We start from the raw sequence: 14873 nt of genomic DNA on the forward strand, positions 1-14873 counted from the left end.
TGACATCAATCAGACAATGAATTGTTGTTTCATTGCCACGTGGGGTAGGGTGTCGGTATGCCACGTGATCTCCGTCAACAGGCCCGTGACCGTCTGTCCGTACTGGCTTCCGCCACTGGTGACGACACCACGGCCGCGCGTCGTGTCGAGCAGGATGCTTCGCTGGTGGGGCGACTGCTGGCAGCCGCTGGCGAGCAGAACGATCACGAGCGGGATCCGGGCGTGGGGCCGGACGATGTGGGTGCCGCTCTGGGCCTGTTCGAGGATCTGCGTGAGGAGTTGGACCGGCTGGAGACGCAGGTGGTCATGGAGGCGCGGCGGCGGGGGATGGACTGGCGGCAGATTGCTGCGCATCAGGGCCTGAACTCCTCTCAGGCTGCTTCGCAGCGTTATCAGCGGTTGATGACGCGGCTGGAAGAGATCCGTCAGGGTGTCCGGTGAGCGAGAACGATGCGCAGATGACGGGCCAGCCGCAGTTGTTCACCGCGATCGATTCCCTGCTTGCCGCCGTCGACGAGGGCACCGTGCTGCCCGCGCCGGCCGAGCGGGTACGGCTGCGTGAGGCGGCCGGTCTCACGCAGGCTGCTGTCGCGCAGGCATTGGGCGTGCGAGTGCCGAGCATCACGGCGTGGGAGGCCGGGCGTGCCGAGCCGAGGGGGGAGCGGCTGGAGGCATACCGCCGCCTCCTCGAGGGCCTCGCCCACCGCTACCCCGCCCCCGTAACACCCGCCGCCTCCGCACCGCTTCCGGGCCGCGACGATGCCGGCCGGCCGTCGGCCTCTCGACCCCCTGCAGCCACACCACCAGGGACGGCCGCGCACCACACACCACCCCCGCTTCCCGAAACCGAAACCCTCTCCGCCCCGGCCCCTGCCCCGACCGCGGCGCCACAGGCGGAGGTAGCGGAGACGCCCGCCGGCCCGGTCGCGCCGAAGGCAGAGCACGTCGCGCCCGTCGAGGCGCCCGCCGCGCCCATCGCGCCGGCGCGTCCCGCTCGCCCGGCGGTGTCGCGGCGTCCGGTCGCGCGGAAGGCGGCAGCGTCTCCGGCTGATCCGCGTTTCCCGCACGGTCCGCTCGCCGTGTTGGACGGGAACGGCTCCGCGTACGGCGTCGACGGGATCGTGCTGGACTGCCCGGCCACCACCATCGTGGAGTTGGTGGAGTGGACGCTGCGTGAGTCCGGCCTGGGCGCGGCGAAGCTGAGCCGGTATGGCAAGGACTCCGACCCGCTGATCGTCCTCACTGCCGCGGCCGCTGTGCGGCTCGGGCTGCCGGAGCGCCTGGAGGGCCACGAGCAGCGTCGCAGCCTGCGTCTGCCGGAGGACCATCCGGTGGTCAAGCAGGTGGTGAAGGCGAAGTGGCAGCTCACGCAGCGTGGGTTCGGTCCGTGGGCGCGGATCTACCGCAAAGCGCAGGGCCGTGAGCGGCAGTGCGTGCAGTTGGCGGTCCTGTCCTGGGACGCGCTCGACGGGCGGTCCTGGCCCGGCGTCTGCGAGATGGAGCCAGCCGACATCGTCCGCGTCCTGGGTGTCTACGCCCAGCGGGTCATCACCCCGCGCGGATCCACGGCAGTCTCCGGCCTGGAACTGATGACGGCACTGCGCCCGCCGACGAAGGCGGTGCAGGACCCGGCGAGCGGGAACTGGGTCCCCGGGCACAATCCCGGCAGCCTCGGAACGGAGCCGGTGGACCCGGCGCCGCCGGAGGCCACCGCGGAGCATCCCGTGGTGGTGAACTCCGGCTGGACGGGCGGCTTCCTCGACGAGGAGGCGTACCAGTGGGTGCGGCCGGTGGACCTGCTGTCCGATGAGGAGTGCCTGTTGCCGTTCGCAGTCGGCCTGGACCTCAACACCGCCTTCCTCGCTGCCGCCGCCCGGCTAACGGTCGGCCTGTCCGCCCCGGACCACTTCCACGCCCCGCAGTTCAACCCGAAGATCCCCGGCTCCTGGCGGGTGGATCTCTCCCACATCGAGCTGGCCCCCCGCCTGCCCTCGCCGTTCACCCCGGACGGCACCCGCCCGACCGGGCCGGCTTGGTATCAGACGCACACGGTGGCCTACGCCCAGGAACTCGGCTTCAGCGTCCAGCCGTTGGAGGCGTACCTGCGCCGTGAGACGGGCGCGTATCTGGACCCGTGGCACGACCGCCTCAAGACCGCCTACGTTGATACCCTCGCCGACCTCGGCGTCACCAAGGACCTCACCGACGAGCAGTTCCTCGCCGCGATGGAGCAGCACAAGCAGACCGACCCCGCCCTCGCGGCCGTCCTGGCCGCCATCAAGGCCACGGTAAAGGGCGGCGTCGGCAAGCTCCGCGAGCGCCCGCAGGGCAAGTCCTACAAACAGGGCGACCCGTGGCCGGCCATGCAGCGCCCGACCTGGCGTCCGGACATCCGGGCCGCGGTCATCTCCAAGGCGCGGGTGAACATGCACCGCAAGCTGAACAACATGGCGAAGATGACCGGCCTGTTCCCCCTCGCCGTGCTCTCGGACTGTGTCGTCTACCCCAGCCCGGGGGAGAGCCCGCTGGATTTCCTGCCCTACGACGCGTCTGGGAAGCCGCAGGTGGGCGGCTTCCGTCTCGGGCCGACGCCGGGGCTGGCGAAGCTGGAGGGTGTGCAGTCGATGCTGTGGGCGGTCGATCTGATGGAGCAGGGCTTCAACCCGGCACGTCACATCAAGGGCGGCGACGCTGTCCTGGACGAAGGGGAGTAGCGCGGTGGGGGAGATCGAGGACGCCATCGAGCGCGCCGACCGGGAAGCCTTCACCAAGGAACCGCCGAAGACCCTCAAGGGCCGGATCGGCTACCTGATCAAGCAGTTCGGCAGCGCGAAGGCTGTCGCGCAGGAGATCGGTGTGACCGCCGACTCCGTCAACCGCTACCGCCGCGGGGCCCGCAAGCATCCTCCCGCCGATGTCGCCGCGAAGATCGATGACGTGGTGAAGCAGCGGTGGCAGCCCTTGGTGCGCCGGCGCCGGCACCGCCAGGCCGCCGCCACGGGCGGCATCACGGTCGAGACCCGCGCCCGGTTCGGCTACACCGCCGCAGTGGGCAGCACCGATGACGGACGCTTCCGCCGCCTCACCGTCCACCTCCCCCCGACCTACGCGCAGCGCTTGTTCGACGCCCGCGAGACGGGGGCTGGCGACCAGGAGATGCGCCAAATCATCGCCGAAGGTTTTAAGGAAATCTATTTCCAGGACGGCGGAGTCCGCGCTATAGGACTCTCGGATGTCGAAATCAACGACATCGACTATCTGGATCTCGACTATTAGGTTTCGGCAGGCGATCCTAGCGACCTGCAGAAGTGAATCCAAGAAACGTACCTTATGTGCGTAAAATAAAGGGTCCTTCGGGCTATGTATCTCGCTTGAGAGATCTACGCTGGTCGGACAGGTCATCCGTTTGGGAAGGTAGCTCTGTTGATCCAGTACCCCGCGTTTCGAACATGGCAGACGATGCAGAAGCGGTGGAACAACAACATTGTGGCTCTGTCTATCGGTGCCAACCTTGCGCAACAGGCGATGGCGCGGCCGGGGCATCCGGTAGCTCAAGCAAGCGCACTGCTCGCCGCGGTACCGCAGGCGGAACGACTTGACGTGACGGCGGCAGAGGCAGGACGGATCTTCGAGTCGGCTGCTACAAACATGGCGTTCTTGGCCATACCGCACGTTATGGCACTGCATATCGAGCTGTGCGTCGGCACGGTGGTCGAGTGTCAGCGCTTCCCTGGTCTCATCAAGCCGAACAAACAGACGCCTAACTGGTGGAGCGTTCCGCTCCTGCACGAGACGGTGAGATTCAACGACGCAAAGACCACGGCCGACCATCTCTTGGGGTTTTGTCTGAAGTTGCGCAACACCATGATGCATGGGGCGGGAAAGGTCGACGAACCACTGGTCCAGCGCTGGAAGGATCTACCCGCTGCGGCGAAGACCCGCTGGGAGGACCTTTCCGGGCGCCCATTTACGTACACAGAGATCGGTGAAACCCCAACGCTCAATTGGCCGGAGATCATGGCCACGCTCGCGGTGACCAAGGAGTCGGCACATGAGATCAACGCACGGATCGGGCGCCTTCTGACGCGTGAGCAATGGGCGCAGGTTATTGCCCGGGATTACCGGGACGCATCGCAAAAGGGTCGCAGGCGTTTCAACAGTGCGGCACCAGGCACGAAAGATGCCGGCCCAGTCCACCACCGAGTCATGCAGCGACTGCAGGGCCACGCACTGACGTACTACCGTCCCCTGTCGATGACAGCCGACGAACTGCACGCTGGACGGGACACCATTCGTTAGGAGCGGGCGCTCTACCATTGAGCTACCGGTGAACGCGAACGCCCACGGACCGGACTTGAACCAGTGTCTCCCGCACAGTGACGACTCCGGTGGCGAACCGGCCCATCCCTAAGATGGTCGCCTTGGCTGAAGTGTACCGATGAATGCTGCGCCCTCAAGCGGCTCCCGCAGAAGGTGGGTACGCGGAACGCTTGCCGGCGCGGCCAGGAGTGGCTCCAGCTCCCTCTGCGAGATGCCGCAGAACGCGAGGGCCCTTCCCGGCCGTCGGTCTGCCTGAAGTGCCTGAGCCCACTATGCGACCGGGCAACAATCCCTTGAGAGGTGACGGCATAGCCGCTGAACAGCACAGGGGCCCCAGCTGGTAGTGCCGGGCGCTGAATCGGCCAGCAGTACTGTGGGTCAGGGAGGAGCCCGATGTATGTCGGGTTGCTCGGTGAACGCCTTCAGTGCTGGCGGTAGTCGCTGGCCAGGAGCTTCATCTCCTCGCCCCAGATGGTCAGGTTGTCGCCCTTGCGGCCGAACTCCTCCCGGGCCAGGCGATAGAACCCTGCGCCGGGCTCTTGCTGCTCCTTGAGTACCACCATGGCGGAGAGCATGGCTTTCGTGCCGTTCGGGCTTTCCTGGCGGGAGACGTCGGCCAAGAGATGATCCATCTCCACGCTGTGGGCCGGGACGTTGTGGCCTTGCTCCCCCAGGAGTTTGCTCAGCGTTCCGTACTCGATCGGCCAGTCCCCGTTACGGGCCCGCTCCAGCAGGAGCTCCGCCATGGCCTCTTGGGCCGCCTCGTACCCCGATGAACCTCGCCTCACTGCCTCCCCCTCCACATCGACAGGGGCGCCAGGGTACCGAGGTCGAGCTGACAAGGCGATTCACCTGTGGCCCTTGCGATTCGGCCACTATCGTGCGGGTTCTAATCCGAGCGATCTGAGGGGATCCGTTGCGTCGACCCGTGTTTGCCTGTGCCGTGGCCGTGGTTGTGCTCGCCTCCGCCTGCTCCTCCTCTACCCCAACAGAGAAGGTCCGCGCGGATTCGGGTGTGACGGTGCCCGAGGCCCTGAAGCTTGCCGGCGCAGTTCATGGCTCCCTGACGACGGGGCTCAATGCTCAGGGTGTCATCAAGGGGCGGCCCACCCCTGACACGTCCGAGAACTAGGTGTTCGCCCAGACCAATTGTGCCGAGTACACGTTGGCGGACGACGAGAGCCCGAGCCAGGGGACCCCGGAGTGGGAGGCGGACATCTACGGCAGGTTGGGTGAAGAGGAGGTCAACCTTCGCCTGTCCCTGGAGGGCGAGGTGAAGTCGGGGACGTACGGCGTCTTCAACAGCTCACTGCCGTCCGGGACCGCTTACGCGTACTTGGAGGCGGCCGCTGTCAGCTACGACACCACGGCAGGCGGCGGTACGAACACGCTGCACATCAACGCTGACATGCACTCAGGGACCATTCATGTGGCTTTGAGCGATAGGCCCTCCGGCTGCCGTCGAAGACCCTCAAGGGTCGGATCGGCTACCTGATCAAGTAGTCCGGCGGCGTCAGGGTCGTTGCGCAGGAGATCGGTGTCACCGCCGACTCCGTGAACCGCTGTCGCGGCGCTCGAAGAGCCCCGCTGAGGTCAGCCGTGGGAGTTACGAGCCTTCCACTGTTTGCCAGTCGGGCAGGGCATCCCCACGGGTGCCCTGGTGGCAAGCCGACGCGCGGGTCGTCCACCCACGCTCTCCAGGCTTGTGGCAGCCGAACCGGGCACTGCGACGTGGGCTGCTGCAGCAGGTCCCACACGTCGCGGTAGCCCTCCCAGGTCGGCGCGTACACGCGGGCCTGATCGAAGCCGGTGTTCCTCTTGCCTGGCGGGACACCCTGCTCGGTCAGTCAGGCCTGGTGCTCCATCCACGCCGCAGCCCACACATGATCGCGCGGGAGGACGTACGACGCCGGCGCCTGCCCAGGCGTTCGATCCAGAGCGACGAACACGAACCACTCGCGGTCACTCAGGGACGGCAGCTGCGTCTTGGTTCCGCAGCGCCAGTTCGGCCGCGGCATAGGACTTGCTGTCTTGACCTGTACCTCGATCATGCGGCGGCTGCCGTCGGCGCGGACGGCGAGAATATCGGTGCGCTCAAGCCCGTCGCGGGTGAGCGCGGTGCCCCATCCGGCGCTGGCGAGTACCGAGCAGACCCAGTGCTCGCCAGCGCTCTTGGTCATCTTCGTGTCCACGACAGAGAGTGTGCGCGATGGCCCCGATGCTGCGCGAGCGGCGTGCGCTCGGGGTGGACCAGCGTGGCAGCAGCTGACCGGCACGTGCCCGCGGGCAGAGTGATTTTTCGCGGGCCCCAGTCAACTATTGCGGGCGCCGAGCAAGGAGAGGCGCGCGTTACTCGCGGCGACTGGATCAGAGATCTTCTGTCGTGGCTGCGGGGGCGCTGTGGTGGTTGCAAGTGGGCTGCACTAGGTTTGGATGACAGTGAGGCTGACATTTGGTGGGAGTGGCGTGGACGAGCGTGAATTCAATGTGGGTATCGGGCAGAGGGTGCGAGCTGCCAGGGCTCGCGCGGACCTGACGCAGGAACTCCTGGCCCGTAAGGCGGGACTGACCAGGGGATCGATCACCAACATTGAATCGGGCGCCCAGGCGCCTCCGCCATACCGGCTAGCGCGCCTTGCGGCGGCTCTCGGGGTGGAGCCAGCTGACCTTCTTCCGCCTCTGGACCGAGCCAGCCCCACCCACGGGCTGCCCACCCATCTTGCGGACGTCGTTGCGTCGGTGGCGTCGGCCGCGGAAGAAATGCGAGGCCGCGATGGCCAGGTCTGATGCGGAAGCTGCGGCTCTCCTCGCGAAGTTCGGAATCGAGGAACCACCCGTCGACCCAGAGCGGCTCGCCAGGAATCTCGACGTTCTCGTGGTGCGGCAGAAGATGACGGACGACGTGTCCGGGATGCTGCTGCGCCGTGATGACGAGAAGGTGATCGGGGTTAACGGCGAACACTTGCGTGTGCGGCAGCGCTTCACTGTGGCTCACGAACTCGGCCACCTCCTGCTCCACCGGGGACGGCCGCTCATTCTTGACACGGGAACGCGCATCAACCTCCGCGACAGCGTCTCCAGCAAGGCCACGGATCGGGAAGAGATGGAGGCCAACCGCTTTGCGGCAGCCCTCCTCGCTCCAGAGGTCATGGTGCGCAGAGAAGCTAGGAAGTCGGACCTGCGGAGTGCGGAAGAACTGGTCGACCGGCTGGCACGCAGATTCGGCATGAGCCAGATGGCCATGAACTTCCGGCTCATGAACCTGGGCATCATCTCCGACCCTCAGTAGGACCGCCTCGTCGCACACCAGAAGGGCCGCCCTCCAAGCGGCCCTTCTCTCGTATGAACCTACGACAGTGAAGCTGGCATATAATTTGATTGCGAAACACGCGTCTGGGGTGCTGTTCTTGATGAGACACGTGAGGTCACCGGGATCTCAGGGATGCGAAGCACAGCAGGAGCCACCATGACCACGGCACAAACCCCGTCGGCCGAAGCCGGCCGCCACATTCGAGTTTTCATCGACGGCCACGAGTACGACGCCCCCGCGCGGCGAGTGACCGAGACGGACCTGCGGCACCTCCCGCGGCCGGCGGTCCCGGACGACAAGGAGCTGTGGCTCGACATCCCCGATGCGCCCGATCGTCCCCTGGAGGAGAACGAGACGATCGACCTCACCTCCGGGATGCGGTTCTTCACCGAGCTCCGGCAGATCACCATCCACATCGACCGCACCCCCTACGTCGTGGCCAAGAAGCGGATGACCGGCGGCGAGTTGCGCGCCATTCCCACTCCGCCCGTCGCCGAGGACCGGGACCTGTGGCTCGACATCATCGACAAGCGAGACCAGAAGATCGCCGACGACGAGGTCGTCCGACTGCGTGACGGCATGCGGTTCTTCACCGCTCCGGGGCGCATCAACCCTGGATCCCGGTAGGAGGCACCGCAATGATGGACCTGCCCAGCCAAGACCACGCGTTCCTCCAGGCAGGGGGATTCGAATACGAGATCTTCGACGACAGCAACGTGCTCTGCGTCCAGGTGTCTAACCTTGCTCTTCCCCCGGGACTGAGCGCACCTGCCGCGGACATCCTGTTCCGCTTCGCTCCGCTGTACCCCGACGTCCCCCCGGACATGTGGTGGGTGTCGCCGGCCCTGACCACAATCCAGGGCACCATCATTCCTGCCACCGAGCTCCATGAGACATACCGCCAGCGCTCCTGGCAGCGCTGGTCACGACACCTCCCTGACGGAACGTGGTTGGCCGGCATTGACGGGCTCCAGAGCTATTTCGCCCTGCTCCAGAGCGAACTTCGCAGCGCAGCAGGGGCCGCGGCATGACCGCCACCACGACCTTGGCACTTTCCGACCGCCTCGCCGACGACCTGGTGCACATGGCCCAACGCCCCGTGGAAAGCGGGGCGGTGCTCCTCGCCCGGCCCGCACGCCTTGCTCAAGGAGGCGTGCGCCTCATCGGCGTGCACCTGGCGGAAGTACCGGAAGGTGCCTATGCCCACCGGACGGACCGCGCCCTCAGCATCCCCTCCGAGGGCTTCATGCCTGCGCTGCGGATGGCCGAGGACATCGGTTGCGTTGCGCTGTGGGTGCACACCCATCCTGCCCTGGGAGCGACCCCTGAACCGAGCCGAAACGACCAGATCGTGGACGCCCAACTGGCCCCCACATTTGCTGCACGTACCGGATCGGGACTCTACGGCGCACTGACCCTGAGCCACCGGGACGGACGCCTGACATTCACCGGGCACCTCGATGGAGAAGAGATCTCCTCCATCGACCGGATCTTCATCGCCGGAGCCCGCCTGAGCCTCCTGCGCTCCTACGACTCCCAGACCTCCGACCTGCCAAGCCTGCACGACCGGCACGTCCGGGCATTCGGCACAGAGATTCCACGCGTACTCGGCGAGCTGCGCGTCGCAATCGTCGGAGCAGGAGGAACCGGCTCGGCCGTGGCCGAGCAACTCGCCCGGCTCGGAGTCCGTCACCTCACCCTCATCGACCCCGACACGCTGTCCGACAGCAACCTCACACGCGTCTACGGCTCCACCCCCGCCGACGTCGGCCGCCACAAAGTCGACGTCCTTGCTGATCACCTCCAGCGCATCACCGACGACATGGACGTCACCCGGGTCGTGGGCACCGTGAGCCACCAACACGTCGCACGCCAGATCGTCGGAGCCGATATCGTGTTCGGCTGCACCGACGACGACGCCGGCCGCATGAGACTCTCCCGCTTCTCCTACGGCTACCTGACACCAGTGATCGACTGCGGCATCCAAATCAGCGCCACCACAGGCGGCGCGATACAAGACATCATCGGCCGCGTCACCGTCATGCACCCCGGATCGGCCTGCCTGATCTGCCGCGGACGCGTATCCCTTGAAATCGCGGCAGCCCAGGAACGATCCCTTGAGGAACAGACCAGGCTGGCAAAAGAAGGCTACGCGCCAGCACTCCCCGGCATCGAACCGGCAGTTATCGCATACACCACGGCCACCGCCGCCGCAGCCGTCGGCGAACTCCTCGAGCGGCTCGTCGCCTACGGACCGACCCCGCCGCCCAGCGAAGTCCTGCTACGCATCCACGACCGCAGACTCTCCGACAACCACCAGGACCCCACCCCGGGGCACTACTGCGCCACCGAGAACCTCACCTCGTTCGGTGACACCGACCGCTATTGGGGGCTGAATTGGCTCTCCTGAAGCTGCTGTCGTGGACGGCGTGGCCCTGGCACCGAAAGTGGGCCGTAACTGCGACCGTGGCCAGCGTCCACGACGTCCCTGACCGCATCCGGCGCAAGCAAGCTGTGCTGGTGGGCTCCAGCATGTATCGCAAGTGGCTGATCTTCGACTGCCCCTGCAGGGAGCGCCATCGTGTCATGATCAACTTGGACTCCGGCAACCGACCGGCATGGACCGTTCTCACACTCTCGCCGCTGACCCTTGCCCCCAGCGTCGACGAGGTACGAGGCACCACACGCTGCCACTATTTCATCAGGAACGGGCGCATTCAGTGGACCTGAAGTGTCCCCGGGCCTCGTCTCTAGCCCATGAGGTGATTGTTCGGCGCGGGCTATCGCCGGTTCCGACGGGGTTCGGGTCGGTGGGGCGTGGGCGACGGAGGTGGGACACAGCCTTCCGGGCACAAGCCGTCGTACGACTCTCTGGGTCCCGCCAACAAGCCTATTCGAATGCACGGATGACGGCGTCGAGGATGGCCCGTACGCCCGTCCAGTCCTGGGTATCGATGAGTGAGGGGTCATCTTGGGCCTGGACGAGTTTCGCCGCGTAAGAATTTTGCACGGTTTTTTTCTCCGTGACCTCCCCCTGGTATTGCTGCATTGCCTTGCTGTAGCTGCGCCATTGAACGGGGCGTAGGTTCCCGTCGGGTTGGCACAGGACGTCTCTGCCGAGGTAGAGCTCGATCGATCCGGCAAGTCCATTGACATCTGCCCGGGTGGGACTACCTGCGGGTGTGTCAGTAGTCGGGGGGCCCAGGGTGGGGTAGTCGGAAGCCAGGTCGAGCCTTGGGTACTGCATGATTTTGATGTTGCGTGGAAGCGAATCACGGGCCAGCGGGCGCAGGGCCTCCGATGCGGCAGTGTCGTTGTCGAACAGGGCCACGATCGGATTGGCTATGCCGGCCGCTGCGAACGCGCGCACCATCGTCACCAGGGTGCCTGCGCCGCCCTGAGGGCGGGAGCCGTAGTCCATGAATCGCACCAGGTCTGTCAGCTGTGGATAGAGTAGTTCCAGTGCGGGCTCCAACATGGTGACATCCGTACTGCCCTCGGTGAGGACAACCAACGGAGCGTTTGCCGCCGCCATGCTGTGTAGGTTCGCCCGCGCCAGCGAGCACAACTGGAGCAGCTCCGAATCGGGATCACCCTCGGACTCGTGGACGCACACCTCTACTTCCGCATCCGGCAGTGCCAGGAGCGCGGCTCGCAGTGCTAGCGGCGGGTAGGCGTAGCGCAGTTGCCTCATAAGCCATGCTGGTCCGCCGAATTCGAAGGGATGTGACTCCGCGGACAGATGTGCCTTCTCCAAGCCCCGCACCCAGTCAGTGGCTGAGTACCCCTTCAGGAACTCCCGCTCTGCCTCCTCCTGGGGGGTGCGTTTTACCGTCCGGGAAAGTGGAAATGAGTGCGAGCCGGCCTCGGCCAGGAGCTCGTTGAGGTGGTCCAACGCCATCTCACGAGTGAAGCCGAGAAGCCCCAATCGTTGAGCGATCTGGCGCCCCGGACCGCGCAACGTGTAGACGAGGAGTTCTGCGGAGCCTGTGCCTGGACCATAGACGTCCTGAACGTTTATCTCGTCGCAGCAGAGCATCTCGTCACGAAAGGCTGCTACCAACGGATCGTCCAAACCGTCCCGTAGGCGAGATATCTGGTGATCCCCGACCCACAAACCCTCACGTCTGTCCATACTGATGTCTAACCTTCCGGTGGTGGGGTCGTGGCCATCCTGCAGCGTGCGTTCAGGCTCATGTCCAGTCGAGTCCGAGGCCGGCGAGTGCGGCGAGTTTGTCGGCGGTGAGCTTGGCCCGGCGGGTCTTGCTGTTGGACAGGAACACTCCGAGCTTCACCTCTGTCCCGTCCGGCAACACCTCTACATGGCTCCTGGGGACGGTCACCGAGCCCGTGCGGGCCTTGTACTGCGCGAGGGCCGCAACACCCTTCTCGAAGGCGCTCACGGCTGCCGCGGGCGCCTTCGCGGGGGCTTCCGGCTCCGGGGCCAGCGTGGTGATACCGAGCCGTTCCAGACGTTCGCGCTGTCCGTCCGTGAGGTCTGCCCAGGCCGCGGGTTTCCGTTGCTTGGCGAGCCATTTGCCGAGGTCCATGCCGTGGACGGTGACGCCGGGCAGGACTTCGGTCTGACCGGCCTGGTCGTCTTCGTCGGCGAGGAGTCCGTGCAGTGCAGCGTAGTGGCGTTGCCAGTCCGCCGGCCATGCCGGGTTCCAGTCCGGGTCGACTGCCAGGAGCGCCGCCTCCCATTCCGGATGCCCGGCCAGGGCGTCGGGGCGCCGCAGGTTGGACAGCCACTGGCCCACCGGGCGGTCCAGCGCGGTGGCGGAGCGGGGCGCGCACAGGGTCCAGTGCTGCTCGTAGTACGCCTTGGCGGCTTCCAGGTTCTCCTGGAAGCGTTCATCGGCCGGCGACCAGACCATGCCCAGCTGTTCCAGCCGCCTCGCGCGCAAGCCGCTCATCTGCCCGGCCCCGTAGGCCCGTCGCTGCTCTGCCACCCATTGCCCGAGGGGTGTTGCGCCTTCTCGGTGTCCGTAGGGGACCCTCGCGTGCCCGACTCGTTCGGCGTATTCCTTCAGCTTCGCCCAGCCGCGCGCCCAGTCCTGGCGTTCGGTGTCGATCACGTTGAAGCTGACCCAGTCGGCGACCATGACCGGATTCCTGGGAGCCGCGAAACGGAGCAGGAGACGGGATTCTTCTTCGCCTTCCTCGGGCGGTGGCCCGATGTACTCGGAGGGTTGCGCGACGTCCTTCTGCGGCTCCTGAGGAATCGCCAGCAACTCGATGGCTTCTTCATCGTGAGCCCGGAGCCCCTCCAAAACTTTCACCAACGGCTTATATGATCCCGAGGTGAACATGTCTTCCGGATTTTCTCCCGGCTGGAGGAATACCGGCACGATCAGAGAAGCCAGTTTGCCCTGTCCCGGCTTTTGGCGAAGTGCCCGGCCGATGGCCTGGACGATGTCGTGCGGCGCCCCCTTGGGGTCCAACAGGGCGACACTGTCCACGCTTCTGATGTCGACGCCCTCCCCGAGGACCCGGCAGTTCGAGAGCACAGCCCGCCGCACCGTGGACCCGAACGATCCCAGGACCTCCCGCCGGTGCTGGGGGTCGTGCTCACCGCACAGCCAGTCCGCCCATACCCGCGCCGGGTACGTCTCGGGCTGGCCGGCGTGCAGCTTGGCGGCCACCGCCTCCAGGCCCTCCGCGTACGCCTGTGCCTCTATCGTCCGGTGGTGGAAGGTGATGCACGTCTGCAATCGATGCTGCGCCATGGTGTGCAGGAGTGCGGCCTGCAGGGCGCCGAGCCGCTGCCCGCGGACCTCCTCCGAACCTCGCTCCTCACCCATCAGCCGCTCTGACGTGACGACCGGGTCCTGCAGCTCCAGGACGATGATCTGATACCGCGCCAGAAGCCCTCGCGAGACGGCCGATGCGAGGGACAGCTTGTACAGCACCGGACCGAACACGGCCTCGTCATCCATCGAGGCCGCCATCTCCCTCGGCAGCGCCTCGCGCACCCCCTCCGCGACCTCCCAGCCCGGCCGTTCCTGCCAGATCCGCGGAGTGGCCGTCAGGTACAACCGGCGGCGCGCCGGGACGACGCTCTGGACATGGATGTCCGCCCACGCCTTACCCATCGAGCCGGAAGTTCTGTGCGCCTCATCGACCACCGCGAGGTCAACGGGGGTGAGTTGCTGGCCGTAAGCGCCCTCGAACGCCTCCGCCAGGACACCCAGGCTGGCGTACGTCCCGAACATGACCACGGGCCCCGTACCGTGCCACAGAGCCAGCTGCACCGGGTTCGTGGTGGAGCGCACCCGCAGATTCCACAGCTCCGGATCGTCGGTGAGGCTGCACACGGCGACGGCCGGCCCCGTGTGCCCTGCCTCGCGCCACGCTCGCACGGTCTGCGTCAGGAGATCCAGCGTCGGCACCAGAACGAGAATGCGCCCCTTGGGTGCAACCCGCTTCGCCGCCGCTGCCGCAATGATGGTTTTCCCCGTCCCGCACGCAGCGTGCACCTGCCCGCGCAGACCATTAACGGGAATGCCGCCCGACGGGATGTCGAGACCGCGCACAATGGCGGCAACAGCCTCGATCTGGTGGGCACGCAGTTTCACGGCCATTCCCGTGTTCTCCTTTTCGCGGAATGTGGAGCGTAATATGAAATCAAACTCCGGCGCGGCTAGGATGGCCGGTGGATGTGATGTCTTGTCCCAGACTCTACACAGCAATGCCGAGCGATGCATCACTTGCACATCATGCTCCCACATCAGGGTGGTGCACGACCGAATCTCGCTCCAACATGGCAGATTTCAGTGTACGCTGACGAGATGTCAGTGAACGGGAGCAGCCGGTTTCGAGGGTAGTGAAGGGGTTTGGGTGGAGCGCAGCGGAGCCCGTCACTGCGGTGAGGCCAGCACCAGGCAGGACTGACGACCCGTCATCTCTGCTATAGAGGTAGTACCTGAGATTTCCAGACGTTACACAGGCCCGCACGCGATGCACCTCCCCTTGTAGCCAGCCAAGGCGACCGCGCTTGCGCGGGTGCCCATAATTCGCGCTTGCGCGAATTGGCCCCTGCTTTCAGAATTCCGCTTGCGGAATTCATTTCCGCGCTTGCGCGGGAATTCCGAATTGCGCTTGCGGAATTCGCGCACTATGCAGCGCGTCAGCGCTGCATATCCCCCTCCGCGACCTCGAAACGGCCCCGCGCGAGCGGGAGTTCGTCGCACCGCGCACCCCGGACGAGGAGACGCTGGCCGGCATCTGGGCGGAGGTACTG

Annotated in this window: 15 protein-coding genes; 11 read left to right on the forward strand and 4 right to left on the reverse strand. The window is 66.0% G+C overall.

Annotated features, from left to right (window positions below; translation table 11 throughout):
- Positions 1 to 57 precede the first annotated feature (57 nt).
- The 4 genes from ACFVH5_RS26280 (at position 58) to ACFVH5_RS26295 (ending at position 4299) form a co-directional block, all read left to right on the forward strand.
- Positions 58 to 441, forward strand: a complete 384-nt coding sequence (locus ACFVH5_RS26280) for a hypothetical protein (protein WP_385836227.1) — start codon at positions 58 to 60, stop codon at positions 439 to 441.
- A gap of 17 nt (positions 442 to 458) precedes the next feature.
- Positions 459 to 2714, forward strand: a complete 2256-nt coding sequence (gene tap, locus ACFVH5_RS26285) for a telomere-associated protein Tap (RefSeq protein WP_385836242.1) — start codon at positions 459 to 461, stop codon at positions 2712 to 2714.
- A 4-nt stretch (positions 2715 to 2718) separates the two neighbouring features.
- Entirely contained in the window at positions 2719 to 3276 is a 558-nt protein-coding gene (tpg, locus tag ACFVH5_RS26290) for a telomere-protecting terminal protein Tpg (protein ID WP_385836228.1), read from the forward strand.
- Positions 3277 to 3423: 147 nt separating this feature from the next.
- On the forward strand, positions 3424 to 4299 hold the full coding sequence (locus ACFVH5_RS26295) for a hypothetical protein (protein WP_385836229.1): 876 nt from the start codon (positions 3424 to 3426) through the stop codon (positions 4297 to 4299).
- Positions 4300 to 4742: 443 nt separating this feature from the next.
- On the opposite strand, the gene ACFVH5_RS26300 is transcribed toward ACFVH5_RS26295, so the two are convergent.
- Positions 4743 to 5108 (reverse strand): hypothetical protein, encoded by a 366-nt coding sequence (locus ACFVH5_RS26300; RefSeq protein WP_385836230.1) that lies wholly within the window; start codon positions 5106 to 5108, stop codon positions 4743 to 4745.
- 344 nt (positions 5109 to 5452) lie between these two features.
- Between ACFVH5_RS26300 and ACFVH5_RS26305 the strand changes: the two genes are divergently transcribed.
- On the forward strand, positions 5453 to 5815 hold the full coding sequence (locus tag ACFVH5_RS26305) for a hypothetical protein (protein ID WP_385836231.1): 363 nt from the start codon (positions 5453 to 5455) through the stop codon (positions 5813 to 5815).
- Positions 5816 to 6167: 352 nt separating this feature from the next.
- Here ACFVH5_RS26305 and ACFVH5_RS26310 read toward each other — a convergent pair whose 3' ends face one another.
- Entirely contained in the window at positions 6168 to 6512 is a 345-nt protein-coding gene (locus tag ACFVH5_RS26310) for a hypothetical protein (protein ID WP_385836232.1), read from the reverse strand.
- A 241-nt stretch (positions 6513 to 6753) separates the two neighbouring features.
- Here ACFVH5_RS26310 and ACFVH5_RS26315 point away from each other — a divergent pair, with 241 nt between their 5' ends.
- From ACFVH5_RS26315 to ACFVH5_RS26340, 6 genes are all read left to right on the forward strand, one after another.
- Positions 6754 to 7107, forward strand: a complete 354-nt coding sequence (locus ACFVH5_RS26315) for a helix-turn-helix domain-containing protein (protein WP_385836233.1) — start codon at positions 6754 to 6756, stop codon at positions 7105 to 7107.
- The gene (locus ACFVH5_RS26320) at positions 7094 to 7609 is read left to right on the forward strand and encodes an ImmA/IrrE family metallo-endopeptidase (RefSeq protein ID WP_385836234.1); all 516 of its coding nucleotides are present in this window, start codon (positions 7094 to 7096) and stop codon (positions 7607 to 7609) included. The genes ACFVH5_RS26315 and ACFVH5_RS26320 overlap by 14 nt, the downstream gene beginning before the upstream one ends.
- A 177-nt stretch (positions 7610 to 7786) precedes the next feature.
- Entirely contained in the window at positions 7787 to 8257 is a 471-nt protein-coding gene (locus tag ACFVH5_RS26325) for a multiubiquitin domain-containing protein (RefSeq protein WP_385836235.1), read from the forward strand.
- Positions 8258 to 8268: 11 nt separating this feature from the next.
- Positions 8269 to 8661 carry an E2/UBC family protein gene (locus tag ACFVH5_RS26330; protein ID WP_385836236.1) on the forward strand — a complete coding sequence of 131 codons (393 nt, stop codon included), beginning with the start codon at positions 8269 to 8271 and terminating at the stop codon, positions 8659 to 8661.
- Positions 8658 to 10040 (forward strand): HesA/MoeB/ThiF family protein, encoded by a 1383-nt coding sequence (locus ACFVH5_RS26335; protein WP_385836237.1) that lies wholly within the window; start codon positions 8658 to 8660, stop codon positions 10038 to 10040. The genes ACFVH5_RS26330 and ACFVH5_RS26335 overlap by 4 nt, the downstream gene beginning before the upstream one ends.
- A 122-nt stretch (positions 10041 to 10162) precedes the next feature.
- On the forward strand, positions 10163 to 10360 hold the full coding sequence (locus ACFVH5_RS26340; RefSeq protein WP_385836243.1) for a DUF6527 family protein: 198 nt from the start codon (positions 10163 to 10165) through the stop codon (positions 10358 to 10360).
- Positions 10361 to 10520: 160 nt separating this feature from the next.
- On the opposite strand, the gene ACFVH5_RS26345 is transcribed toward ACFVH5_RS26340, so the two are convergent.
- Complete coding sequence (locus ACFVH5_RS26345) at positions 10521 to 11705, reverse strand: hypothetical protein (protein WP_385836238.1); 1185 nt, start codon at positions 11703 to 11705, stop codon at positions 10521 to 10523.
- 118 nt (positions 11706 to 11823) lie between these two features.
- On the reverse strand, positions 11824 to 14214 hold the full coding sequence (locus tag ACFVH5_RS26350) for a Helicase associated domain protein (protein ID WP_385836239.1): 2391 nt from the start codon (positions 14212 to 14214) through the stop codon (positions 11824 to 11826).
- Positions 14215 to 14873 lie beyond the last annotated feature (659 nt).

It is taken from the genome of Streptomyces sp. NPDC127119, from assembly GCF_042677425.1.
In the GTDB taxonomy this organism is placed as follows: domain Bacteria; phylum Actinomycetota; class Actinomycetes; order Streptomycetales; family Streptomycetaceae; genus Streptomyces.

What these genes read in the sequence shown, in the direction of transcription:
- ACFVH5_RS26315 (WP_385836233.1), top strand. Translation starts at nt 6,754, where the DNA reads ATGACAGTGAGGCTGACATTTGGTGGGAGTGGCGTGGACGAGCGTGAA.
- ACFVH5_RS26350 (WP_385836239.1), bottom strand. Translation starts at nt 14,214, where the DNA reads ATGGCCGTGAAACTGCGTGCCCACCAGATCGAGGCTGTTGCCGCCATT.
- ACFVH5_RS26330 (WP_385836236.1), top strand. Translation starts at nt 8,269, where the DNA reads ATGATGGACCTGCCCAGCCAAGACCACGCGTTCCTCCAGGCAGGGGGA.
- ACFVH5_RS26340 (WP_385836243.1), top strand. Translation starts at nt 10,163, where the DNA reads ATGTATCGCAAGTGGCTGATCTTCGACTGCCCCTGCAGGGAGCGCCAT.
- ACFVH5_RS26325 (WP_385836235.1), top strand. Translation starts at nt 7,787, where the DNA reads ATGACCACGGCACAAACCCCGTCGGCCGAAGCCGGCCGCCACATTCGA.
- ACFVH5_RS26335 (WP_385836237.1), top strand. Translation starts at nt 8,658, where the DNA reads ATGACCGCCACCACGACCTTGGCACTTTCCGACCGCCTCGCCGACGAC.
- ACFVH5_RS26280 (WP_385836227.1), top strand. Translation starts at nt 58, where the DNA reads ATGCCACGTGATCTCCGTCAACAGGCCCGTGACCGTCTGTCCGTACTG.
- ACFVH5_RS26320 (WP_385836234.1), top strand. Translation starts at nt 7,094, where the DNA reads ATGGCCAGGTCTGATGCGGAAGCTGCGGCTCTCCTCGCGAAGTTCGGA.
- tap (WP_385836242.1), top strand. Translation starts at nt 459, where the DNA reads ATGACGGGCCAGCCGCAGTTGTTCACCGCGATCGATTCCCTGCTTGCC.